The organism is Thermococcus atlanticus, from assembly GCF_054657855.1.
The window spans coordinates 1,934,030-1,956,875 of record NZ_BAAHXX010000001.1 but is presented as its reverse complement, the minus strand read 5'-3'; the positions used below and the strand labels follow the sequence as shown (position 1 = coordinate 1,956,875).

20 protein-coding genes and 1 tRNA gene are annotated in these 22,846 nt (G+C 49.4%); 9 read left to right on the top strand and 12 right to left on the bottom strand.

Features of this window, described 5'->3' with window-relative positions:
- Positions 1–20 precede the first annotated feature (20 nt).
- Positions 21–809, top strand: a complete 789-nt coding sequence (locus tag ACYQ27_RS10560; protein WP_456452934.1) for a class I SAM-dependent methyltransferase — start codon at positions 21–23, stop codon at positions 807–809.
- Here ACYQ27_RS10560 and ACYQ27_RS10555 read toward each other — a convergent pair.
- Positions 797–1,591, bottom strand: a complete 795-nt coding sequence (locus tag ACYQ27_RS10555) for a nitrilase (RefSeq protein WP_456452936.1) — start codon at positions 1,589–1,591, stop codon at positions 797–799. The two genes, ACYQ27_RS10560 and ACYQ27_RS10555, sit on opposite strands and share 13 nt — an antisense overlap.
- Before the next feature lie 537 nt (positions 1,592–2,128).
- Here ACYQ27_RS10555 and ACYQ27_RS10550 point away from each other — a divergent pair.
- Positions 2,129–2,776: a metallophosphoesterase gene (locus ACYQ27_RS10550; protein WP_456452938.1), complete on the top strand. Its 648-nt coding sequence runs from the start codon at positions 2,129–2,131 to the stop codon at positions 2,774–2,776.
- Positions 2,777–2,871: 95 nt separating this feature from the next.
- Complete coding sequence (locus ACYQ27_RS10545; RefSeq protein ID WP_456396046.1) at positions 2,872–3,207, top strand: helix-turn-helix domain-containing protein; 336 nt, start codon at positions 2,872–2,874, stop codon at positions 3,205–3,207.
- Here the strand turns inward: ACYQ27_RS10545 and ACYQ27_RS10540 are convergent.
- Positions 3,184–4,872 carry a DUF4910 domain-containing protein gene (locus tag ACYQ27_RS10540; RefSeq protein ID WP_460041607.1) on the bottom strand — a complete coding sequence of 563 codons (1,689 nt, stop codon included), beginning with the start codon at positions 4,870–4,872 and terminating at the stop codon, positions 3,184–3,186. The genes ACYQ27_RS10545 and ACYQ27_RS10540 overlap by 24 nt on opposite strands.
- A 146-nt stretch (positions 4,873–5,018) precedes the next feature.
- Complete coding sequence (locus ACYQ27_RS10535; RefSeq protein WP_456452942.1) at positions 5,019–6,074, bottom strand: glycosyltransferase; 1,056 nt, start codon at positions 6,072–6,074, stop codon at positions 5,019–5,021.
- Between the two features lie 169 nt (positions 6,075–6,243).
- On the opposite strand from ACYQ27_RS10535, the gene ACYQ27_RS10530 reads away from it, so the two are divergent.
- The 3 genes from ACYQ27_RS10530 to ACYQ27_RS10520 all read left to right on the top strand — a co-directional run bounded on the left by ACYQ27_RS10530 (position 6,244) and on the right by ACYQ27_RS10520 (position 7,992).
- Positions 6,244–6,321 (top strand) — tRNA-Pro (locus ACYQ27_RS10530).
- Between the two features lie 93 nt (positions 6,322–6,414).
- A complete protein-coding gene (locus ACYQ27_RS10525; protein ID WP_456452944.1) occupies positions 6,415–7,137 on the top strand; it encodes a hypothetical protein in 723 nt (240 codons plus the stop codon).
- A gap of 426 nt (positions 7,138–7,563) precedes the next feature.
- Positions 7,564–7,992 (top strand): metal-dependent transcriptional regulator, encoded by a 429-nt coding sequence (locus tag ACYQ27_RS10520; protein ID WP_456395324.1) that lies wholly within the window; start codon positions 7,564–7,566, stop codon positions 7,990–7,992.
- 29 nt (positions 7,993–8,021) lie between these two features.
- Here ACYQ27_RS10520 and ACYQ27_RS10515 read toward each other — a convergent pair whose 3' ends face one another.
- The 3 genes from ACYQ27_RS10515 to ACYQ27_RS10505 form a co-directional block, all read right to left on the bottom strand.
- Complete coding sequence (locus ACYQ27_RS10515; RefSeq protein ID WP_460041606.1) at positions 8,022–9,356, bottom strand: NCS2 family permease; 1,335 nt, start codon at positions 9,354–9,356, stop codon at positions 8,022–8,024.
- Between the two features lie 115 nt (positions 9,357–9,471).
- Complete coding sequence (locus ACYQ27_RS10510; RefSeq protein ID WP_456452948.1) at positions 9,472–10,473, bottom strand: ABC transporter ATP-binding protein; 1,002 nt, start codon at positions 10,471–10,473, stop codon at positions 9,472–9,474.
- Positions 10,467–12,083: an ABC transporter permease gene (locus ACYQ27_RS10505; RefSeq protein WP_456395312.1), complete on the bottom strand. Its 1,617-nt coding sequence runs from the start codon at positions 12,081–12,083 to the stop codon at positions 10,467–10,469. The genes ACYQ27_RS10510 and ACYQ27_RS10505 overlap by 7 nt, the downstream gene beginning before the upstream one ends.
- Positions 12,084–12,259: 176 nt before the next feature.
- On the opposite strand from ACYQ27_RS10505, the gene ACYQ27_RS10500 reads away from it, so the two are divergent.
- Complete coding sequence (locus ACYQ27_RS10500; RefSeq protein WP_456452952.1) at positions 12,260–12,895, top strand: diacylglycerol/polyprenol kinase family protein; 636 nt, start codon at positions 12,260–12,262, stop codon at positions 12,893–12,895.
- Positions 12,896–12,919: 24 nt separating this feature from the next.
- On the opposite strand, the gene ACYQ27_RS10495 is transcribed toward ACYQ27_RS10500, so the two are convergent.
- The 4 genes from ACYQ27_RS10495 to ACYQ27_RS10480 are packed head-to-tail and all read right to left on the bottom strand — an operon-like array spanning position 12,920 to position 16,283.
- A complete protein-coding gene (locus tag ACYQ27_RS10495) occupies positions 12,920–13,762 on the bottom strand; it encodes a deoxyribonuclease IV (protein ID WP_456452960.1) in 843 nt (280 codons plus the stop codon).
- A 41-nt stretch (positions 13,763–13,803) separates the two neighbouring features.
- Positions 13,804–14,868 carry a hypothetical protein gene (locus ACYQ27_RS10490; protein ID WP_456452954.1) on the bottom strand — a complete coding sequence of 355 codons (1,065 nt, stop codon included), beginning with the start codon at positions 14,866–14,868 and terminating at the stop codon, positions 13,804–13,806.
- On the bottom strand, positions 14,837–15,976 hold the full coding sequence (locus ACYQ27_RS10485) for a DUF373 family protein (RefSeq protein WP_456395320.1): 1,140 nt from the start codon (positions 15,974–15,976) through the stop codon (positions 14,837–14,839). The genes ACYQ27_RS10490 and ACYQ27_RS10485 overlap by 32 nt, the downstream gene beginning before the upstream one ends.
- Positions 15,972–16,283: an MTH1187 family thiamine-binding protein gene (locus ACYQ27_RS10480; protein WP_456395306.1), complete on the bottom strand. Its 312-nt coding sequence runs from the start codon at positions 16,281–16,283 to the stop codon at positions 15,972–15,974. Before ACYQ27_RS10480 ends, ACYQ27_RS10485 begins: the two co-directional genes overlap by 5 nt.
- Before the next feature lie 94 nt (positions 16,284–16,377).
- Here ACYQ27_RS10480 and ACYQ27_RS10475 point away from each other — a divergent pair, with 94 nt between their 5' ends.
- Positions 16,378–16,995, top strand: coding sequence for a TIGR00296 family protein (locus ACYQ27_RS10475; protein WP_460041605.1), 618 nt, complete (start codon positions 16,378–16,380; stop codon positions 16,993–16,995).
- Between the two features lie 283 nt (positions 16,996–17,278).
- Here the strand turns inward: ACYQ27_RS10475 and ACYQ27_RS10470 are convergent, their stop codons facing one another.
- On the bottom strand, positions 17,279–17,794 hold the full coding sequence (locus ACYQ27_RS10470; protein WP_460041604.1) for a hypothetical protein: 516 nt from the start codon (positions 17,792–17,794) through the stop codon (positions 17,279–17,281).
- Positions 17,795–17,870: 76 nt separating this feature from the next.
- Entirely contained in the window at positions 17,871–19,226 is a 1,356-nt protein-coding gene (locus ACYQ27_RS10465; RefSeq protein ID WP_460041603.1) for an RsmB/NOP family class I SAM-dependent RNA methyltransferase, read from the bottom strand.
- 116 nt (positions 19,227–19,342) lie between these two features.
- Here ACYQ27_RS10465 and ACYQ27_RS10460 point away from each other — a divergent pair, with 116 nt between their 5' ends.
- Positions 19,343–22,843: a DNA polymerase domain-containing protein gene (locus ACYQ27_RS10460; protein ID WP_460041602.1), complete on the top strand. Its 3,501-nt coding sequence runs from the start codon at positions 19,343–19,345 to the stop codon at positions 22,841–22,843.
- Positions 22,844–22,846 lie beyond the last annotated feature (3 nt).

Sequence of the window (22,846 nt, the reverse complement as noted above, 5' to 3'; positions counted from 1 at the left end):
TTCCTCCCCGTGGTGATGCCATGTCCCTTGAGGAGCTCTATCGCTATGAGAGGGGATACATGGAACCGAACAACGAGGGAGCCAGAGAGAGGTTTAAGCAGCTGGTCGGGTTCTTCAAAACCCTCAACCTGCCAATGGGAGGAAGAGTTCTTGATCTCTGCGCCGGGACAGGCATAGCGGGCGTTGCCCTCGCAAAGGCTGCCGGTGCGGAGGCCCTGACCCTTGTGGATGTTAGGGAGGAGGATTTGGAGCGCCATGCAGAGTGGCTCCGGATGGCGGGAATAAGCCCCGAGGTCAGGCTCGTCCGGGGAGACGTCAGGGAGATAGCGGAGCTTGTGGAAGAGCATGATGTGGCTCTCCTCTTCGGGAACACCATGGTGCACTTTGACCCCTTCGATGCCGTGAGGATATTTGCCGGCGTGGCGTTGAGGCTGAGCGATGGGGGCGTTTTCCTGATAGAGGACACCGATAGGGTTTACAGAATCCTCTATGCCCTTGGTTACAAGGAGTTCTTCGTTGAAAGCAGGGGAGAGGGCTATGCCCTGGCTTCGGTTCATGAGGGCTACGATATAGGGAAGGGCGTCTTTAAACGCTCATACTATCTCCTGCCGGGCTTCAGGAAGGTGGGCGAGTTTAATTTCCACCACTGGGATCTGGCAACCCAGCTCGCGATAGGGAAGATATTTTTCTGGGAAGCAGAGCTCATGCGCCCGGGAAGGGAGGGTTTTTCAAGGCTCAGCGACGTGCTCATCTTCAGGAAGCCGAGGAAAAAAGTCGCGGAAGAAGTACTCGAATCTCAGACAGAGTAAAACGCGGGTCTCCTGTCCTTAAATATGTCGTTGAGCTCGTTTATCCTTTTATTTCTTGCCTCCTCCACGTTTATCTCGACGATGCCAACCTCCTCCCCGTCCTCGCTCCCCATTGCAAGAACCTCCGCCCTCGGCGATGCTATGGTGCTCTTCCCTATGAACCTGAGCCCGCGCTCCTCGCCGACCCTGTTGGCCGTTATTGAGAAAACCCTGTTCTCAAGGGCCCTTATGGGCATGGCCCTCGGAGCGTAGGGCATCACGAGGTTGGAGGGGTGCGCTATGATGTCGGCCCCCTTAAGGGCCAGCGTCCTCATGGCCTCCGGGAAGAACCAGTCGAAGCATATCATCACTCCAACCTTCGCCATCCCTATGTTGAAGACGTGGAAGCCCAGATTTCCCGGCTCAAAGAAGAGCTTTTCCCTGTAGAAGAGGTGTATCTTGCGGTACTTCCCTATGTAGCCGCTCCCGAGGGGCCCCACAATTACAGCCGAATTGTAGAGCTTCCCCCTTTCGTCTTTTTCAGCCGTCCCTGCCACTATGAAAATTTCATGCTCCCTTGCCTGTTCAACGAGGAATTCTGTGGTGTCACCGTCGGGTATCTGCTGGGCTATCTCTTCAACCTCCTCCCTGCACTCAAAGTTGTAGCCCGTGTCGAAGAGCTCCGGAAGGACGATGAGCCTGGCGCCTTCTCTGGCGGCGTCTTTTATGAAGCGCTCCGCCCTGCTGAGGTTTTTATGCACCTCCAAAAGCCTCGGCTCCATCTGGATATATGCGACCTTCATGCAATCACCGGATAATGTTGGGCGGCGTGGCTTATTACGTTTCCGTACCGTGTACGGCTCTCCATAGATGCCAGACCTCTGCGGCTGTGTCCCTGCTTGCACCCGTGTAGAAAAACGGCAATCATTTCATGCGATGCGGCTGCAATCGCAACCCCTGTTCGGGCCTGTCTGGTGTGTATCTCATGGATAAGACCTGTGGAAAATTCTGTAAATATCTCGCCATGAAACCGGCCTGAAAAGTGTTGAATTTTTTGAATGAAGGTGCATGCTGCTCCTTTTCAGGTTTGAGATATGGAAAAGCCGGAGGAGAAAGGTTTAAAAAGGGAGGCATGAAAGCCAACTTGGAACGATTACCGGGGTGATCATCATGAAGAGAAGGCCAAGGAAATGGAAAAAGAAGGGCAGAATGAGGTGGAAGTGGATCAAGAAGAGGATTAGGAGACTCAAGAGACAGAGGAGAAAAGAGAGAGGACTTATCTGATATCTGATTTTTCGCACGGGCCTCCGGCCCTCTATTCTCCTCTGAAGGTGGTGGGTTTGGAATTTGAGCTTTTCAGGAAGCTTTCTCTTGAGATAAGGACTTCCCTCGGGAGAACACTTCTAATAGCCGACCCGCACATTGCCTTTGAGGCCTCAAGGGGGCTGAGAATCAGAACCCGCTTTGAGGAAAGGCTTGCCGATTTTATAAACTCCGAGGATCCGGATGTCCTGATAATTCTGGGTGATGTGAAGGAGCCCCTTGGAATGGGAATTTTCACAAAACGCCTTCTCATGGGCTTTTTCTCCGAACTGGGTGATGTCAAAATCCTGATAACCAGGGGAAATCACGACGGCAGGATAGAGGAGGTTGCGGGGAAGTTCAGGAATATAGAGGTCTCAGACCACTTTCTGATAGATGATGTTCTGTTTGTGCATGGAAACCGGAATCTCCCGGACGTTCAGTTCGAAGATGCATACCTCGGCCACATACACCCCGCGGTGAGCATAAAATTCGGGAGCACGCTCAGGAAGACGAAATGCTTTCTGAGAACTGGCAGATTTTTGATTCTCCCCACCATAAATCCCTATATCTCCGGCTTTGATGTTAAATCCGGAATAAAGATGATACCCTTCCTGAAGGATGCGGAGAGGGGTGAGGTGTATCTCCCCGAAGGGGTATATCTGGGTGAAATTTCTCTCATATGATACTTCCCTGCCCGGGAAAAACAACCTGCGTAAGACTTATTAATACGTATGAAGATATACATGCATAGGTGTGAAGACATTTTATGGGTGATACCATGAGCGATATTTATGAAAAACTCGAAAGCCTGCTTCGCTCTCTGGGCTTAAAAAAGACCGAGCTGAAAATTTATCGCCTGCTTCTGGATAAAAATAAGCCGATGAGAATAACCGAGATAAAGGAGGAGCTCGGGATAAGCGAGAGAAGTGTCAGGGAGCATGTTCTCAGCCTGTACAGAAAGGGACTCCTCAGGAGGGAGCTGATACAGAGGGGCTGGCTGGGCTATGTCTACACCGCAACAGCTCCGGCTGAATTCTTAGAAAAGCTGAAGCACAGAATCGTGACGAAGATAAATGAAATTGAGAGGGAGCTAATGGACAGAGATAATCCCTAGGGCCTCCAGAGTCCTCACAGCTTTTTTGAGCTTTTCTCTGTTTATTCTGCCGTATTCCTCCTGCAATGCCGTGAATGCTTCCTCCTCCGGCAGGAGCTCCCCGAGCATTATCAGTTCGTGAAGGTGTGTCATAAATGTCTTTTCCTTCGTCAGCTCTTTGAGCTCTTCATATGCTTTCTCATCGAGCTCCCTTACGAAGCGGAGTGAAATTATCCCCTTTTTCCTCCACTCCAGCCACGGGCGGGGTTCAAAGCTGTATCCGGATTCAATTCCGAGGAATTTTGAATCTCTGGCAAGTCCCATCATCACGAGCCTCTCCGCAATCTCGGTGTTCCCCTCCATCCCGAGCTCTCCGAGGTGCTTCATGGCATAGCCCCGGGCAAACCTCTGAAGCTCCTCCTTTTCTGCCTTTGCCAGGGCCAGGGTGGTTGCCAGAACAGCCCTTCCAATCACCTCCAAACTTGTTTTGCTTATCTTTTCTATGCTGTCCTCGCTTGAGTGGTAGAACCTGTCCGGCCATGTTATTGGCATTACTGAAGGGACTCCAAAGAAGTTGAATATATCGTGGTCGCTTCCCATGGTGTAGGAATAGCTCCTGACCCTGAGCAGCGGAAGCTGTTCCGTGCCGAGCCCTTCTCCGGCTGAATTTGCCCCATTGATGAAGTATTCAAGGAGTCCGGAAACAATTGAGAACCGTGATAGCGGAGTTCTGATGACCATAATGGTCGAGTTGGCTCTGTCCTCACTTCCCCCGACCATATCAAGGTTTATCACCGTGTAGTATTTGCCCAGATCAGCGTATTTCTCTATGAAGGCCTGTGTCCCGAAATGCTCGGGAATCCAGAGGAATGCAAAGCCGAAGCGGAAGGAGGCCTCATAAAGCCCCTTCAGGATTTTTGCGAGTTCCATGAGCATTGCACTGCCGGAGGCGTTGTCATTCGCTCCCGGTTTTGGGTGGCAGAGGTGGGCCGTGAAGAGGATGAAAGGCGGCTTTCCGATTTCTGTGTAGAGAACCGGCAGAATCTGCCTGTCCCTTATCTCGGCCTCGACCTTTATCCTTGCTCTAACCTTTTCACCGCTTCTGAGCTTCCCTATTATCCTCTTTGCCTCCTCCTCACTTAAGGTAACAGCGGGGATTCCTGCCCATTCCAAATCCTTCTTTGTCAGGAACAGGCCGATGTATGGGAACGCCTTTCCTGTTCCTTCCCTGAATGCGATGAATCCGAGGGCACCGTTTTTATTTGCCCTCTCATAGGCCTCTTTCCATTTCCTGTCGACCAGAACGATCTTTCCGCTGACTTTTTTCCAGTCCTCCTCCGATGACACATAGATGACCTCTCCCTCCGCCTCCCCTGCAGGAGAGTGCGCCATTACGATGAGGGGAGTTGCGGCCGCTGTGTATTTTCTGCCCTCAATCTCAACCTCGCCGTGGATTAAGTCCCATGCTATCGGAGACTTCAGAGTGAGGTAATGCCTCTCGCCGTCATAGACCTCCTCCAGAATTTCAGCGTTTATTCCCCAGATTCTGAGCTCTTCCCTTATGTATTCCGCCGCTTCAGGGAGCTCCTTTGACCCCTGAATCCTGTGGAACTGGCTTATCTCGGCTATGTAGTGCAGAACGCTTTCGGTATCAAAAATTTCAGCCTCTTTTAGAAAACGCTTCATAATATCACCGCTTAGGAATAGGAAAAGAGACATTTAAGCTTAGCCCTGGAAAAAGGGCGTGTCTAAAAGTTGGGATTGTTTAATATGGTGAGTGTCATGTTTGAAAATAGTTTTAGATACGCCCCCCGGAAAAATAAAGGTTAAGCTCACCCCCACGTCACGTGTCTGTTCACGAGGAAGCGCACTACGAATGAAAAACCTATGCCTATTAGGTTTGCCAGCAGGTAATAAACCTCCAGATGCACCAGCACTATGTATGCGGCCCACTGAACGAGGGCACCGGTCAGGGCGGCAATGTGGAAGTTCAGAAGGCGTTTGTGGAGCGGTTTGGTTTTGAGGTCTCTGAACGTCCAGAGGTCGTTCCACGTGAAGTTGTTGAGTATTGCCAGCTCCGTGGCGGGCAGATTGGCGCTTATCTTGTCCATTCCGAGGTTGACGAAGAGCCAGAGAAAGGCCTCGTTGACTATGATGCCGGAAAACCCCACCAGCATGAACTTAACGAGCCTGTCCAGCTCCCCCTCCCACCTCATGAGCCTGTAGATGTGCTTCAGATAGTTGAACACCGTCTTCCTGCCCAGCTTGCTCTCTCCAGCACGTCTGAGGCCGAATGTGAAGGGAACCTCCCTGACGTCCCTGTATTTCCCTTTCACAAGAATCTCAAGGAGGATTTTAAATCCAACCGGATTCAGCTCTGCATCTTCAATGACCTCCCTCCTGAGGGCGAAGAAACCGCTCACAGGGTCTTTTATGTCCCTGATTTTTGGCAGGGCGACGCGGCCTATCATTATGGCGCCCAGGGAGATGATCCTCCGGTACCAGTACCAGTTCTCCACCTTTCCGCCCCTGATGTAGCGCGAGGCTATCGCTATATCCGCCCCGCCCTCAATCTCCTCCAAAAGTGCGGGGATTACCTCCGGCGGGTGCTGCAGGTCTGCATCCATGACGACAAAAACCTCTCCCTCAGCCTCCCTGAAGCCCCTGATGACCGCGGAGGAAAGTCCCTTCTCCCCCAGTCTTCTGATGACCTTAACCGGGTATTTTTCTGCAAGCTCCATAGCCCTCGCCCATGTTCTGTCGGGAGAATCGTCATCCACAACCACTATTTCAAAGTCATAACCCTTCAGAGCCCTGCTTATTCTATCAAAAAGCTCCTCAAGGTTCTCCCGCTCGTTGTATGTGGGTATTATTACCGACACCTTCATGATTTCATGCCCTCCTGATGATACTGTAAGTGTGTGTACACAGTGATTCTGTAAAGTCCTTTTCAGTATTTTAATCTTTATCTTAGTTGGGTTTCCTGCACAGTATGCCCCCGATTGAGATAGAATCCCCCGTAACCTTTATAAGCCTTACAAATGCCTTTAACACCGGGGGGCCGTGGGGTAGCTTGGCCGATCCTTCCGGCTTCGGGAGCCGGGGACCCGAGTTCGAATCTCGGCGGCCCCACCAGGCTTATACTTTTAACTTCACTTCTTTATAATAGACTATAGAATAGTTTTAAAATATCTTAGGTTTATACTCCCAGCATGGGAGGTGTTAATTATGGGCAAGGCATGGGGTATAAGGGAATATTTAGGTAAGATTTTGCCTGCAGGAATTCTACTGGTATCTTACAACCAGTATTCACTAGGGTGGAAAATAGGTGCTAAACTTGCCAGAGAAGAACTTGAAAATGGAGGCTTTGCCATTCTGAGTAATGTTGGCCTTCCCTTTAGGAAATTTCGTGCTATGATGATGTCGGCGGGGATTGATATAATAAAAGAAGGGAAAAACGGCAGGTTAGCAGTTATAAACCTTTTTAAAGAGGATTCTTCATATGAATTTGTGTATAATTTAGGTGATGTTGATGAAAGCACATTTATTCCAAAATATGTTGAAGCTAAAAAGCAGCTCGTAAAGAGATATGAGTTGAAAGGAAGGAATATTATCCATATTTTCTGGACATTGGATACATTATATGAAAGATTTGGAGCGGAAATTACAAAAGATCTATTCCTCGCACGTCTCTATGCTGGGGAGAGGCTGGTGAAGGAGGGGTATACCTTCTGGGATGTTCTAATAGTTAACCGGGATAGCATGCCACATGAACTTCATTCTTGGATGACCACAGTTAGTGATTATGTTATAATAACAAAGGGTATACTCAAAGAAAATGAATTTGTAGAGAATATTGCTATTACAAAAAGCCTCTCGGAGGACTTCAAGCCACTCGTATTTCAAATGAGGACGCCAACGATACTTGTTCCCCCAGACAGGATTTATTGACTGGTATTTTCATTTGAGGGCATTTTGTGAAAGTTAAAGTTTATGGGTTATTTTTTATCTTATTCTCCTGTTGTCGGTTTCGGTTCAGTATCATATTGTTCATGGGGAGATTATTGTTTCAGGATCAATTGTGAATTCAAAACCGTTTAAATGGGTTGTTTGAGAGGATGCTTAGCAATATCCCTCCAACAGTAAGGGTAACTTTGGAATTCCCCTTCGTCGGTTGCTTGATGTTGCTCCATCAGAGGGTTATTATGTTGTTAGAAGTTTAACCGGGGTTGTTCTATACCTAAATCACGAAGGACGAGGCTTTCAAAAGAGAAATGTATCTTAGACCTTTTTCAGTCGGGTGTACCCTCACATTTTGAGAGGGGGGTAAGGGAAAACTACTTAAACATTTTTGGCCAACCTAATTCGGTGAGCGCATTGGAGATAAGCAAGAGGGAGGAGGAATATCTCGAAACCATGTACATGCTCCACAAAAACCGGGGAGTTATCCGGGTGAAGGATATTGCAAGGCTCATGAAGGTAAAACCTCCGAGCGTCGTTGATGCCCTGAAAAAGCTCAATGAGAAGGGTCTCGTCCATTATGAGAAGTATGACAGGATTCTCCTGACGGAGAAGGGGAAGGAGATTGCAGAGGCAACATACTCCAAGCACATCCTCCTTACAGAGTTCTTCATTGAAATCCTCGGGATTCCTCCGGAGATTGCGGAGCAGGACGCCTGTCAGTTTGAGCATTACGTGCATGAAATCACTGCCGAGAGAATAAAGGAGTTTGCCAGATTTATTCAGGAGCAGTGCCCCTACGTCCTGAAGCAGTTCATAAAGGAAAAGCTGGCAGGGGAAAAATGAAAAGCCGTTTGTTTTTCTCAAATCTCAAATCAGAAGACCCCTCCGAGGTAGGCAAAGTAGCCGAGGAATACGAGGGTAAGGACGTACATGAGCGGATGTATCTCCTTCCACCTGCCGCTGGCGGCTTTTATTATGGTGTAGCTTATGAACCCCATGCCTATTCCGTCCGCGATTGAGTAGGTGTAGGGTATCGTTATCAGGACGAGGAATGCGGGAATGGCTTCCGTCGCATCCGTGAAATCGACCTCTCTGATGGCGCTGAGCATGTAATAACCGACTATGACAAGTGCCGGGGCGGTTGCAAAGGCCGGAATGGCCCCTGCGAGAGGTGCTATGAAGAGCCCTATGGCGAGGAAGAGGAATCCGGTGACCAAAGCCGTCATGCCGGTTCTTCCTCCCTCCTCAATCCCGGCGGCGCTCTCTATGTATGTTGTTACCGTCGATGTTCCGAGAACAGCTCCAAATGTTGTTCCTATGGCATCTGTAAGAAGGATTTTCTCCGCATCCGGAATCCTGCCCTCTTTTGTCAGGAAGCCGGCCTTTGCGCTCAGCCCCGTAACCGTCCCAAGGGTGTCAAAGAAGTCGACCATGAAGAAGGCGAAGACAACGCCGAGGGCGCCGACGTTTAGGAGGCCCCTGAGGTCCATTTTCATGAACGTGTAGCTTATATTCGGAGTGGAGAACAGCTGGCTCGGCCACGGGGCCGCACCTGTAATCCAGCCGAGGATGCTTGTTGTTATAATCGAAATCAGGAGGGCACCTTTTATGCGTCTTGAGATGAGGACTGCGGCAAGCAGGAGACCAAAGAAAAACAGGAGAACCTGTCTGGTGGCAAGTGCGGGGGCGTTCAGCCCCGTAAACTGCAGAACCCCCTTCTGCACGACGGCCGATAGCAGTCCAACATCGTTAAGCCCAATAAACGTTAAAAACAGGCCAATCCCTGCGCCGACGGCGTATTTCTGGCTCAGCGGGATGGCGTGGATGATGGCACTCCTCACCCTTGTGACGCTCAGTATTATGAAGATTATACCCTCAACAAAAACTGCGGCCAAAGCCACCCTCCAGTTGTAGCCCATTCCAAGGACAACGCTGTAGGTGAAGTATGCATTGAGCCCCATTCCCGGAGCCAGGGCGAAGGGCTTTTTGGCATAGAGCCCCATTATTATGGTCGTTATTCCAGCCGCGAGTGCTGTAACAGCGACGAGGGAATCGAAGGCCTCCTTTCCCATGGCATTGCTTAAAATCGCCGGATTCACAAAGAGGATGTATGCCATCGTCATGAACGTTGTTATCCCTGCCAAAACCTCCGTTCTCATGTTCGTACGGTACCTCTCAAACTCAAAATAGCTCTCGAACCAGCTCATGAGCGCACCCCCTGATTGATTCAAAAGTGATAAAATTTAATATCTTTTAAAGCTTTTTAGACACATACATGTTTATTGGGGGCAGTGCGGATATGAAGGGAATCCAGCTGAGGCCCTATAAAACCGCAAAGCTCCTGACTTCAATACCGACCCTTTCGGGCATCCTATCCGGTGTAAATGGAAGTTCGTTCAGAAATCTCTCGGCGGTTATGGTTCGTCCCTCAATTTCCAGTTTAAGCCTTATTCTACCCGGAAGGAGTTCATAACCCTTTATTTCTGCATCGTTGCCATCTTTGATATAAACGCTCTCCGGCCTGAAAAATATCCTCACCTTTCCAGCTTTTCCGGTTTTGAAACATAGATCACCCAGACATGCCTTTTCTCCGTCTGAGTGGAGCTCCAGAATGTTTGACAGGCCCAAAAACCTTGCAACGAATTCTGTTCTCGGGTTGTAGTAGAGCTCAAGGGGTTTTCCAACCTGTTCGATTTTTCCGATGTTCATAACCGCAATCCTGTCGCTCACGGCCATGGCTTCCTCCTGATCATGGGTTACATAAATCGTCGTTATCCCGAGCTCACGCTGGATTCTTCTTATCTCCCCCCTCAGCCTTTCCCTTATCTTGGCGTCGAGGTTACTCAGGGGTTCATCAAGAAGGAGGAGTTCGGGCTCGATAACGAGTGCCCTTGCGAGTGCAACCCTCTGCTGCTGGCCGCCGCTCAGCTGCTCCGGATAGCGGTTTTCAAGGCCTTTCAGCCCGATTAGCTCTAGCACCCGGGTAACCCTGAGCTCTATTTCCCTCTTCGGAATTTTTCTCATCTCCAGCCCGAATGCAATGTTTTTGAAAACTGTCATGTGCGGGAAGAGTGCATAATCCTGAAAGACCATCCCTATGCTCCTCTCATACGGCGGGACATCATTGACGACCTCTCCGTTGAAAATTATCTCCCCTCTGTCGGGTTTTTCAAAGCCCGCTATCATTCTCAGGGTGGTGGTCTTTCCGCAGCCTGAGGGCCCCAGCAGGGTCAAAAATTCCCCCTCTCCGGCTTTCAGCTCACTAATCTCAAGCCTGAATCCCTCCTTGATTCTAACGATATTTCTGAGTTCCAGAACTACCATACCTCCTCACCTATCCTCTCAATTATCATGAAGCTTATTCCTGAAATGGCCATCAGGATTACCGAAAGGGCTGAGGCGGAGCCGAACTGTCTCGAACCGAGGAAGCGGTATACCGCAACGGTTATCGTCGTGTATTGGGGGGCGTAGAGCATGTATGTGGCTCCGAGCTCCGCTATGCTCATTGCAAATGCAAAAATTGCCCCCACGATTATTCCCCCAAGTGCAAGGGGCAGCTCCACCCTAAGAAAAGCCCTCCACTCGCTGGCACCCAGGCTTACGGCGGCCTCACTGAGACTGGGCTTGATCTTCCTGAGAACGGCTGAAATAGCTCTGAGGACAAAGGGGTATGCTATGATGGTGTGGGCCAGCACTATTATGAGCCAAGTCCTGTAAAGGGGAGTTGCGTGGAAGGCCTTTATGTATCCCATGCCGAGGGTAATTGCCGATGAGCCTAGGGGGAGCATCACAAGGGCATCGAATATGTTCTTTCCTCTGAAATGCCACCTGTGAAGGGAGTATGCCACGATGAGTGCGATGACCGTTGAAAGGATTACCGTGCCGAAGCCAAAAAGCAGGGAGTTTCTGATTGCTGTGAGGCTCGTTGCACCGAAGATGGGGTTGTACTGGGGTGAAAAGACTCTGCGGTACCATTCAAGGCTGAAATGTCCCCGGTATATGAAGGAATCATACACCACAGCCAGCAACGGTGAAATTATGAAGATAAAGACTATCAGGGAGTAAAGAGCTATCAGGATTCCCCTTACACCGGCGAGTTCTCTGGGGGTTAACCTTTCAGCCCTTCTGAAGATTTTCTGCTCCTCGGCCTTTGAATATTCATCCAGGCTTTTGATGTAGATGTACATGAAGATGAAGCTCAGGGAGATCTGAATTATGGCCAGAGCTGAGCCGGTTCTGAAGTCAAGGAGGGTCATTATCAGCATGAATATATCGACCTCTATGGTTGCATACTGGTATCCCCCGAGGATCAGGGGTATTGAAAAGCTCAGAAAACAGAAAACAAATGTTAGCATTGCGGAGGCGAATATTGCGGGCATGAGCATCGGAAGCGTGACCTTTCTGAAGAGGGTGAAGCCCCTCGCTCCGAGGCTCATTGCCATCTCCTCATAATGAGGGTTTATACGCTGCCACAGTGCAGAGACCATCCTTATGACAATCGGGAAGTTGTAGAAGGCGTGGGCAATGAGTATCGCCTTCCAGCTGTAGAGAATTCCCCAGTCCCCAAAAAGCCTCGTGAAAAAGCCCTCCTTTCCAAAGAGCAGCAGGAAGCCCAGAGCCACCATTATGCTCGGCATGACAAAGGGAACGGTCAGGAATGCCTTAACGGTTCTCTTGCCCGGAAAATCGTATCTGGCAAATATATAGGCTCCGGGAAGTCCGAGGAGGAGGGTGAGGAGGGTGGATGCGAGAGCCTGCTCCACCGTGAAAAATATTATACGCCTGTGGTAGCTGTTTGACAGGATTGACAGGATGTATTTGAGTGTGGGCCCGTTATCCCAGAAGCCCTCGTGGATTATGCTGAGTAGGGGGATGTAGAAGAAAAGAAGGAGGAACGTGAGAGGGATGAGAATTATCAGCCTTCTCCACTTCATGCTGAAAACTTGGTTTTGGGGTTTTATAAGTCTTGACTCAAAAACAGCAATCCACTGGTGCTCAAACTCATCCATGCTGGCTGTTAGAAATAGAGGTGCCGTAGGACGGGCTGCAGATACTTGTATCAGATAGTGTCAACAGAAAATATTAAATTTGGAGGATTTATAGTTTTTTCATGCCCCTAACGCGTAGAGAACTCATAAGGAAGCTATGGCATATAACGCCGGGCATTTTGGGGGCTCCCATAATACTATTCACACCGAAATGGGTTACTTTGATGGTTGTCTGGTTTTTAGCGTTATTATATACCCTCCAACACCTTAAATTGAGAAGAGGGTGGAGGATAAAAGTCCCAATTGCTGATATCAGTTATAAGCAGATGGCAAGAAAAGATGAGCTGGAAGGAAATCATTACTTGGGCAGTTTTCTGTTCTGGATCACCATGGCGTTAATCTGTACAGTGTTCCCTAAGCTTATAGCTCTTTCAGCTTTGTGGGTTTCCACCGTTGGAGACTGTTTCAACGCCATAGTTGGCCAGCTTATAAACAGACCGCGAATCCCATGGAACAGAGGAAAAACGATAAGTGGCAGCTTGACAATGTTTGTTCTGGCTTTTTTAATGCTGATTTTTTCCCACATGGCAGTCGGGATGGATTACAACACCGGCTTTTTGATTGGGGTGTCTTTAATCGCAACTCTAATTGAGAGTTTGCCTTTATATTCAGCTTGGGATGAGTTTACAGTTCCGATGGGGACAGCATTGATATTATGGTTATTTTATGGAGGAACGCTTCTGGCTCCAACTTGGTGATGATGCTGTTTTTTGTTGTTGACCTCACCGAATCTCCAGATATTTCCTCTTCATGAGCAAAGCGTCCCCCTCTATGTTGGGGCTCTCGCTTATGACGACCCCTTTAACCCTGAACTCCTTGAGAACCCTCAGCAGATCCTCCCAGTTCATGTCGCTCTCCCGCAGGTTTAAATGATTCCGCTCGCCTTTTGAGGTATAGTTTATGCCGCTTATGTGGATGTGCATGCTGTCAAGTGCCTCCCTTCCAAGGCGGTCTTCTATAAAACCCAGCATCTCCCTCCACTCCCCGGCGGTGTTCATCTTTCCGGCGTTCCTTGCGTGGCAGTGGGCGAAGTCTATCGCTGGCAGAACCATCTCAACATCTTCGCTGAGCTTCACCAGCTCTCTCAGGTCTCCGAACTGGGTGGGCTTGCCGGTGAGCTCGGGCCGCACCCATATCTCAACTCCCCTGTTCTGAAGCTCCCTCACTATGTCCTCTATCTCCCTTTTTATCCGGCTATAGACGCTTTTGGGCGGCTGTTTCAGGTAGTAGCCAGCATGGAAAACAACGCTCCATCCTCCCGCCTCATGGAGTCTTTCGGCGCTCTGGATTATCCTCCTCTTGCTCGCCTCCACCTTTCCCTTCTCGGTCGCATTGAGGTTTATGTAGTACGGGGCGTGGGCGGTCAGAAGGATGTCATGCTTCTGGGCGATGTACTTTATCTTTTTTGCCAGCTCGGGCTTTAAATTAACTCCCCTGACGAATTCAAGCTCCATTGCATCAAGGCCGAGATTTCTCACATGGATTATACCCTCTATTGTGGAGCGTTTGGGGGTTGAGATCGGTATCCCGGCGGTTCCAAAACGGAGCCTGTCTGGTCTGAGCATCGTCACCACCACGACAGAATTAGGCCTCCCTAATTAAAAACCTATCCCCTCTCGATCTTTTTGCCCAGCAGAGCTTCGAGCCTTCTGATGCTCTCGTCATATTCCATTTCCAGCTTTTCAAGCCTCTCCCTGAGCTTTGTAATCTGCTCCTCCTTTTCCCCAAGCTTTCTTTTCAGCAGCTCAATTTCCTCCTGAATATCCCTCCCATCCGAGAGTATTTCCTCCCTCTCGTTTATCAGTTCGCTCAGTTTTTTCTTTACTTTCCTGATTTCTTCAGCTCTATCCTTAAGATTCTCCAGAAGCCACTCCGCGGTCTTTCTGTACTTCCCCTCAAGCCGTGGATAAATGTGCATGAGAAAGGACAGGAACTCGTTCGGATGCTCAACTCCATAATAGCTGTTTTCTATGATCCTCCTGGCGATTTCCTCTCCCGTGCGCATCCTTTTTATCGGCTTCTGGAGCTTGGAAATCTTTGATCTCAGCTCAAGCTCATCTTTCTTCAGCTCACGCTCAAGCTCCTTGATCTCCTTCTCTATATTCTCCAGGTCGGCCTCCCGGTAGAATTTCTCCAGCTCCTTTTTCCGCTGCTCTATGCTTGTTTCTATATCCCTTCTTTCATCGATTAAAAGGTTGATTTCACGGGATATCTTTTCTCTCTCGTTCTCTATGGCTTCAATGTCTATTGATGGAATCTGAGTTTCGCTGATCTTTTTCAGATATTCCTGATATTCCTCTGACATTCGCTTCAGTATCCTGTTTATTGCATAGACATCCTTTTCGAACAGAATGAGGAGGTATTTTCCGTGAGAGACATGCAGCTTGGAAAGCTCGGGCAGGAGTTTTCCAAAGTCCTCCATGCTCCCGACCTTCTCCAGCATCCTCCTCAGCGTTGATACGTACATTCTTTTTTCGGCACCCACAATCTTTTTAATCCTGTCATCCACATCCCTGGGAATCTCCCTCTGCTCCAGAACCTCTATTCTCTTCAGAACTTCTTTTTTGTTCTTGTCGAGCTTTTTGAGGTATTTTTCCTCAATTTTGGTGCGTTCCTTTTTTAATTTCTCTATTCTCTTTTCATACTCCCTCAGAGCCTGTTCCAGCTTCAACTTTCTCCCATCCCCTTATCTTTTCCTTGAGGTACATTCCAATAAGAACGCTTACAATCAGGTCCACGACAGCTATGAGGGCCTTTTTAAACACCTCAAACTCCGAAAGCACTATTATGGACATCGCATAACGCGTGGTCAGGTCTATTGTAATCCAGAAGGCCGGGAGGATGAGTATCCCGGATACGTAATACCACAGGTGGTGATCCTTTTTCATGTATGCCTGGATTACTTTTCCGAGGATCATGACGCTCAGACCCATCACAAAGGGTGTGTTTATGGCGTTTATGTATATCAGCACCTGTAACAGGTCGGTACCCGGAAGGAAGCCCAGCATCCTCTCGGCTATTGACTCGAGGTAGAGATAGACATTTATCGCACCTGCGGCCATGATCAGGAATCCGGCAATAAATGAGATGAGCGGAATGAACTGCTTGGTGACGGTTTCCCTTATGGAAAACCTGACCCTGAACCCTTTGGTGAAGAAATACGCACCCACGAGGAACAGTATCGTCCCGGTTACGGTTGCCGAGATTATATTGACGCTCTGGGGATACCTTATTGAAATCAGCCTCGCTATTCCGTAGAGCAGGAGGATGAGTCCGGGTATTCCGAGAAAGACCTTTGCGGCTTCGGGGTCGCTCAGTATCTCCTTTATGTAGCGGTAGATTATGTAGTATGTGGTCTCTATCCCCTCGCTCTGCTTCACCACAACACGGCGGGAGCTTATTATCGGAAGTCTTGAGGTTATTATCGGAAAAATCTGCTCATCTTCGGCTCCGTCAGTAACCGGGATAACGCCATCTGCAGGGAACTTTTCCAGAATCATATCAAGCTGTCTCGTGAGCTCAAGGTCGCTCTTGACCCCAACATCACGGTGACCTGTGATGATGGCCACCTCCACATCATCAAACTCCCCGCTCTCCCTAAGCTCTTTGTAAAGCTTGACGGCCGCATAAACCACATTCGCATCGCTGTCCTCGGGATCAGCCAGGCTGAGCTTGAGGGCGGCGTCTACACATGCGTCCCTTCCTATAACCGGCCCCTTAACCCCTGCCTTAACACCGAAGTCGTCGTCCCTGTCAATGGCCAGAATCAATACCCTAATTTTCAACCCTCCCGGCTTTTTCGAGGACCGCCTCAACCTTATCCTCCATCCGCCTCTCCTTATCCCGCCTGTCGTCAATTCTTATGCTTGTGGAGACCCGCTTTACTCCCATCCCGAACATCAGTTCGTGGGCTTCCCTTATGATTTCAAGCCCTTCTCCCACGTTCTGGACTTCTATTATCGTGGCCATAGGGGTCAATTGATATTTAACACCTTTTTTCTCTAAAAGCTTTACTACCTCGGCTATGTATCTGCTGAGGCTTATCTCACCAAGCGGAACTATGACGAACTCAATTATCACGCTCATTTCGACATCGAGCTAATCTTAATTCGGCAATTTTTTAAGCTTTGCGGGATAGGTTTATGTATGTCCCGGGGGTATATTCTTCGGTGAGTCAAGGATGTACAGAATCAGGGATGAATTGGGGGAGTTTCTGGTCAGGCTGGCAAGGAAGGCCATAGAGAAGTATCTCAGGGAAGGGAGGGAGATAAAACCCCCTGAAGAGACCCCGAAAGAGCTCTGGGAAAAGATGGGTGTCTTTGTAACCCTGAACCGCCGCAACGCCCCACCGCAGATGGCCCTGAGGGGCTGTATCGGCTTCCCCATGCCTGTATATCCCCTTGTTAAAGCCACAATAAAGGCCGCAATCTATGCTGCCGTCGATGACCCGCGCTTCCCTCCGGTGAGGGAGAGCGAGCTGGACGACCTGATTATTGAGGTGAGCGTTCTGACACCTCCGGAGCTCATAGAGGGACCGCCCGAGGAGAGGCCTGGGAAGATAAAAGTCGGCAGGGACGGGCTTATAATCGAGAAGGGGATTTACTCCGGTTTGCTCCTCCCGCAGGTGCCGATAGAGTGGGGCTGGGACGAGGAGGAGTTCTTAGCCCAGACCTGCTGGAAGGCAGGCCTTCCGCCGGACTGCTGGCTCGAAAAGAGCACGAAGGTCTACAAATTTACTGCCGAGATCTTCGAGGAGGAAAAACCGGGAGGGCCGGTGAGGAGGAAGGGGCTGGTGTGATTTTTATTTTTGCTTCCAGTATCCCTCAGGCACGAGAAATATGCCATCTCTGTATCCACTATAAGGTTCACAATAACGCTACTGTCCAGAAAGGTCCCTGTACTCCTCAATATACTCACGTAGCTCCATTCAGTCGTCTCATGGACTTTTTCCGTAAAAACCTTCCAGTTTTGCGAGTGCAAACACCTCATCAATCTTCGGGACTGCACTGTCCATGTATAAAAATTGGAGCGGTCAGTTTTAACTTCCTCATCGATAAGGAAAATCAAAGTTGAGAAAAATCCTAGTGCATCGGGTATCTGTTGAACGGCCGGTAGTGGACTTTCCTGCCTATCAGAAGGAACAGCCCGGAGAAAGCCAGAATCAGTCCTATCAGTCCAACGGCCCTCGCAGCGTCGCCCATTCTCGTGTGGGGAAATAACAGAACTGCCACGATGAAGCCGACCACAGCACCGATCCACGCGTAGGTAAATGCCGGCATGTTCGGTAAAAGCTCCTCACGATAGATCAGGACGAGAACGCCAGCGCTGAAGGTTATGAAGGTATTTATTGCCAAAGGCAGGTTTGCCGGGGCTATGAGTAGTGAAAACAGCGCTATCAGGCCTAGCATTGTGAGAGCCCGTCTCTTCCTTTCTTCCTTCCATATCCTCACCGAGTTCACCATGAGAAAGATCCCGAAGGAGAGCACCGCCAGCCCGAGGGCGTATAATGTTTCCGTTTTAGCGAGCCTAACGAGATACGCAAAGAAAACCACGGCAAGGATCATTGAGTATAAACAGTTTCTCAGGAGCTTACTCATTGTCGTCACCCCACATCATGGGAGTGTTCATCACTTTCGTTCTCAGCTGGATGAAACCATTTTAAAATATTTTAGGCTACCCTTTCCCCAGCTTCGCTATAAAAAAGCTGTTGCAGTCGTGCCTGTGCGTCCAGGCCCTGAAAACCCTGTCCCCAATCTCAAGAAAACCCTTATCCCCCCAGCTGAACGGATAATTAACCAGCTCAAAACCTATCCGGTTCAGTGCGTAGACGATGTTCTCCTCATTCTCATCCAGCCTTATCGAGCAGGTTGAGTATGTCATCTCCCCGTCATCCGCCAGATTGCGATAAGCATTCCTCAGCATTGCTTTCTGCACCTGAACGACCTTCCGGATTTTTCCTTCATCGAAGCGCCACTTCACCTCGGGGAACTGCCTGTATGTGCCTGAGGAGGAACACGGAGCATCGAGGATGATTTTGTCGAACTTCTCCCTGTCCGTGAACTTCATCCCATCCGCGTGGACTAGCCTGACGTTCCTGACGCCCAGAGTCTTCATCTTCTCCTTCATCCTGTTGAGTCTCTCAAGGGAATAATCAACTGCAACTATTTCGCCCCTGTTCTCCATCAGATGGGCAGTGTGGAATGTCTTCGAGCCAGGGGCTGCGGCGAGATCAAGAATCCTCTCTCCCTTTTCGGGCTTTAAAACGTGGGCGACATAAGCCGATGCAAGATCCTGAATTACGAAGTAGCCTTTTTCATACCACTCAAGCCTCGTTACCGGCGTCCTGTAGTCGAGCACCTTCAGGACGTCCTCAATGGGTGTTCTGGCCGTTCTCACACCATGCTCCTCAAGGTAATCCCTGAGGGAGTCAATGTCCGTTTTCAGCGGATTTACCCTTACGTAGTACCTCTGGCCCCTGTTGTTGCTTAGGAGGAGTCTAACCGCATTTTCGTATCCCAGCAGGTCAATGGCATATTCAACATACCATCTTGGATGCGAGAACTTGATGCTGAGGTACCCGAGTCTGTCTTTTTCCCTGAGCTTTTTCAGGGCTTTTTCAAGATCGAAGCCTTCAGCGCCTCTGAGCAGGGCATTCACAAATTTGGCCCTCGGCAGGTCGTACTTTTCCTTCACAACCCTTACGATGGAATCCGTGGCCAGGGCCGGAGGCGTGCCCCGGAATTTCATCTCAAATATGCCGATTCTTATGAGGTTTGCCAGGTATGCATCCAGATCCTCTATTTCGGAACCCTTCAGGACGGAATCGGCGATGAAATCGATTTTAGCCCTCCATTTCTCAATTTCAAACACGTAGGCATGAGCCAAACCTCTGGCCTTCTCCCTGTCCCTTCCGCTAACTCTTCTGAAGACCCTCTCAAGGGCGTTTTTTGAGGAGAGCTCACGCTCCTCTATGAGGGTCAGTATATCCGCCACGAGCTCGTGGAGGCTTATCCTGTAAAACAGCTCCATGGTCGTTCCTTAGCCGGGGCATTTAAAAAGTTGGTGGAAATCCCCTGCTTCAGGGCTTGGCTGAACCGTTAGAAAGTTTTATCTAAATTGAAATCAAAGTGCTGAACGGTGGGATTATGATTCTCGATACAGACTACATCACGAAGGACGGGAAGCCGATAGTGAGAATTTTCAAAAAGGAGAACGGGGAGTTTAAGATTGAGCTGGATACAAACTTCCAGCCCTACATATACGCCCTTCTGAAGGACGATGGTGCGATTGAGGATGTCAAAAGGATAACCGCCACGAGAGGGAAGAAGGAGGTTAAAATTATCAAGGCGGAGAAAGTCAGGAAGAAATTCCTCGGACGGCCGGTTGAGGTCTGGAAGCTGATATTCGAGCATCCCCAGGATGTTCCTGCCATAAGGGGGGAGATAAGGAAGCATCCGGCCGTTGTAGATATCTTTGAGTATGACATACCATTCGCGAAGAGATACCTCATAGATAAGGGTCTCATTCCGATGGAGGGGGACGAGAAGCTTAAACTTTTAGCATTTGACCTTGAGACCTTCTACCACGAGGGGGATGAGTTCGGTAAGGGCGAGATTATCATGATAAGCTACGCGGATGAGAGCGAAGCCAGGGTGATAACCTGGAAGAGGATAGACCTCCCTTATGTTGAGGTTGTCTCAAGCGAGAGGGAGATGATAAAGCGCTTTATTCAGGTCGTGAGGGAGAAGGATCCCGATGTGCTGATAACATACAACGGCGACAACTTCGACATGCCGTATCTCCTCAAGAGGGCTGAAAAGCTCGGAATAAGGCTTTTCATCAGCAGGGATAAGGAGCATCCGGAGCCCAAAATGCAGCGCATGGGGGACAGATTTGCGGTTGAGGTTAAGGGCAGGATACACTTTGATCTTTACCCCGTGGTCAGGAGAACCATAAACCTCCCGACCTACACGCTTGAGGCGGTCTATGAGGCCGTTTTGGGAAAGAGCAAGAGCAAGCTGAACGCCGAGGAGATAGCGGCAATATGGGAAACAGAGGAAGGCCTGAAGAAGCTGGCCAGATACTCCATGGAGGATGCGAGGGCAACGTATGAGCTCGGCAGGGAGTTCTTCCCGATGGAGGCCGAGCTCGCAAAGCTCATCGGCCAGAGCCCGTGGGACGTGTCGAGGTCAAGCACCGGCAATCTCGTGGAGTGGTATCTCCTCAGGGTCGCCTACGAGAGAAACGAGCTCGCCCCAAACAGGCCAAGCAGCGAGGAGTATCAGCGCAGGCTGAGGCAGGGCTATGCCGGAGCGTATGTTAAGGAGCCTGAGAGAGGCCTGTGGGAGAACATAGTCTATCTGGACTATAAGAGCTTATATCCCTCCATAATCGTCACCCACAACATCTCACCCGATACCCTTGAGAGGGAGGGCTGCAGGAACTACGACACCGCTCCTGGCGTGGGCTACCGCTTCTGCAAGGACTTCAGGGGCTTCATACCTTCGATTCTTGAGGAGCTCATAGAAACGAGGGCGGAGATAAAGAGGAAGATGAAAGCCACAATTGACCCAATCGAGAAGAAAATGCTCGATTACAGGCAGCGGGCATTGAAGATTCTTGCAAATAGTTATTACGGCTATCAGGGTTATCCAAAGGCAAGATGGTACTCAAGGGAGTGCGCCGAGAGCGTTACCGCATGGGGGAGGCACTATATAGAGACCACGATTAAGGAGGCGGAGAAGTTCGGGTTTAAGGTGCTCTATGCTGATAGCGTCACCGGTAATACGGAGGTCATCATCAGGAGAAACGGCAGAATTGAGTTCATCCCGATTGAGAAGCTCTTTGAGCGTGTTGATTATCAGCTTGGTGAGAAAGAGTATTGCCTTCTCGATGATGTGGAAGCGCTAACGCTGGATGATAATGGAAAACTCGTCTGGAGGAATGTGCCTTATGTCATGAGGCACAAGACGAAAAAGAGAATCTATCGCATCAATATCACAAACTCATGGTATCTCGACGTCACTGAGGATCACTCTTTGATCGGCTACCTGAACACCAGCAGGGTAAAGGTTGGAAAGCCTCTGAAGAAGCGCCTCGTTGAGATCAAACCCGCTGAAATCGGGAGGGAGGTTAAGTCTCTTATAACCCTGAATGCTATTCTCAGAGAAGGTGTAAGGTCAAACTTCCTGTCCATTAAGTTATGGGAGCTAATCGGCTTGCTTGTAGGCGATGGCACTTGGGGGGGAACATCTCACTGGGCTAGATATTACGTGGGTCTTTCCTGTGGAGTGGACAGGATCGAAATTGAGGAAAAAATTCTGAAACCGCTAAAAGAGAGTGGCATCATATCCAACTACTACAACAAAAACAGGAAAGGTGATGTCTCCATATTGTCGAAGTGGCTTGCAAACTTCATGGTCAGATACTTCAAAGATGAAAATGGAAATAAACTGATTCCAGACTTCATGTTCAATCTTCCCAGAGAGTATATCGAGGCGTTTCTGAGGGGTCTCTTCTCAGCTGATGGAACGGTGAGCGTACGCAGAGGAATCCCGGAGATAAGGCTAACAAGCATTAATCAAAGGCTTGGTGATTCGGTTAGGAAGCTACTGTGGCTCGTGGGTGTTTCTAACTCAATCTTCGCAGAAAGCAATCCAAACAGGTATCTCAAAAAGGAGAGTGGAACGCACTCAATTCACGTGAGAATCAAAAACAAGCACCGTTTTGCTGAGAGAATTGGGTTCCTCCTTGATAGAAAATCCACTAAGCTCGCTGAAAATCTTGGGGAATGCAAATACAAGAGCAGGGTGTACAAATATGAATTTGACATTATGTATCCCAAGAGCATTGAAGAGATAACATATAGTGGCTACGTTTACGACATTGAGGTTGAGGGAACCCACAGGTTCTTCGCTAACGGAATACTTGTCCATAACACAGATGGATTTTTTGCGACAATTCCCGGTGCGGACGCCGAAACCGTCAAAAACAAAGCCAGGGAATTCCTGAAATACATCAACAAAAAGCTCCCCGGAATGCTTGAGCTTGAATATGAGGGCTTCTACACGAGGGGGTTCTTCGTGACAAAGAAGCGCTACGCTGTGATAGACGAGGAGGGCAAGATAACCACGAGGGGTCTTGAGGTCGTGAGAAGGGACTGGAGCGAGATAGCCAAGGAGACACAGGCTAAAGTTCTCGAAGCCATTCTCAGGGATGGAAGTGTTGAAAAGGCCGTTGAGATAGTTAAAAAGGTAACCGAGGATCTTATGAACCACAGGGTTCCCCTTGAGAAGCTCGTTATACACGAGCAGATAACCCGGGAGCTGAGGGAGTATAAAGCCACCGGGCCGCATATAGCGATAGCAAAGCGTCTCCAGGCGAGAGGCGTTAAGGTCAGGCCCGGGATGATAATAAGCTACATCGTCCTCAGGGGAGATAAGAAGATCAGCGACAGGGTGATTCTGCTGACCGAGTACAATCCCTCGAAGCATAAATACGACCCGGACTACTACATCAACAACCAGGTTCTTCCGGCAGTGCTTAGGATTCTGGAGGCGTTCGGCTACAGGGCGGAGGACTTGAGGTATCAGAAAACAAAACAGCTCGGCCTAGGGGCGTGGCTGAAGCCGAAGGGGAAGGGATGATTG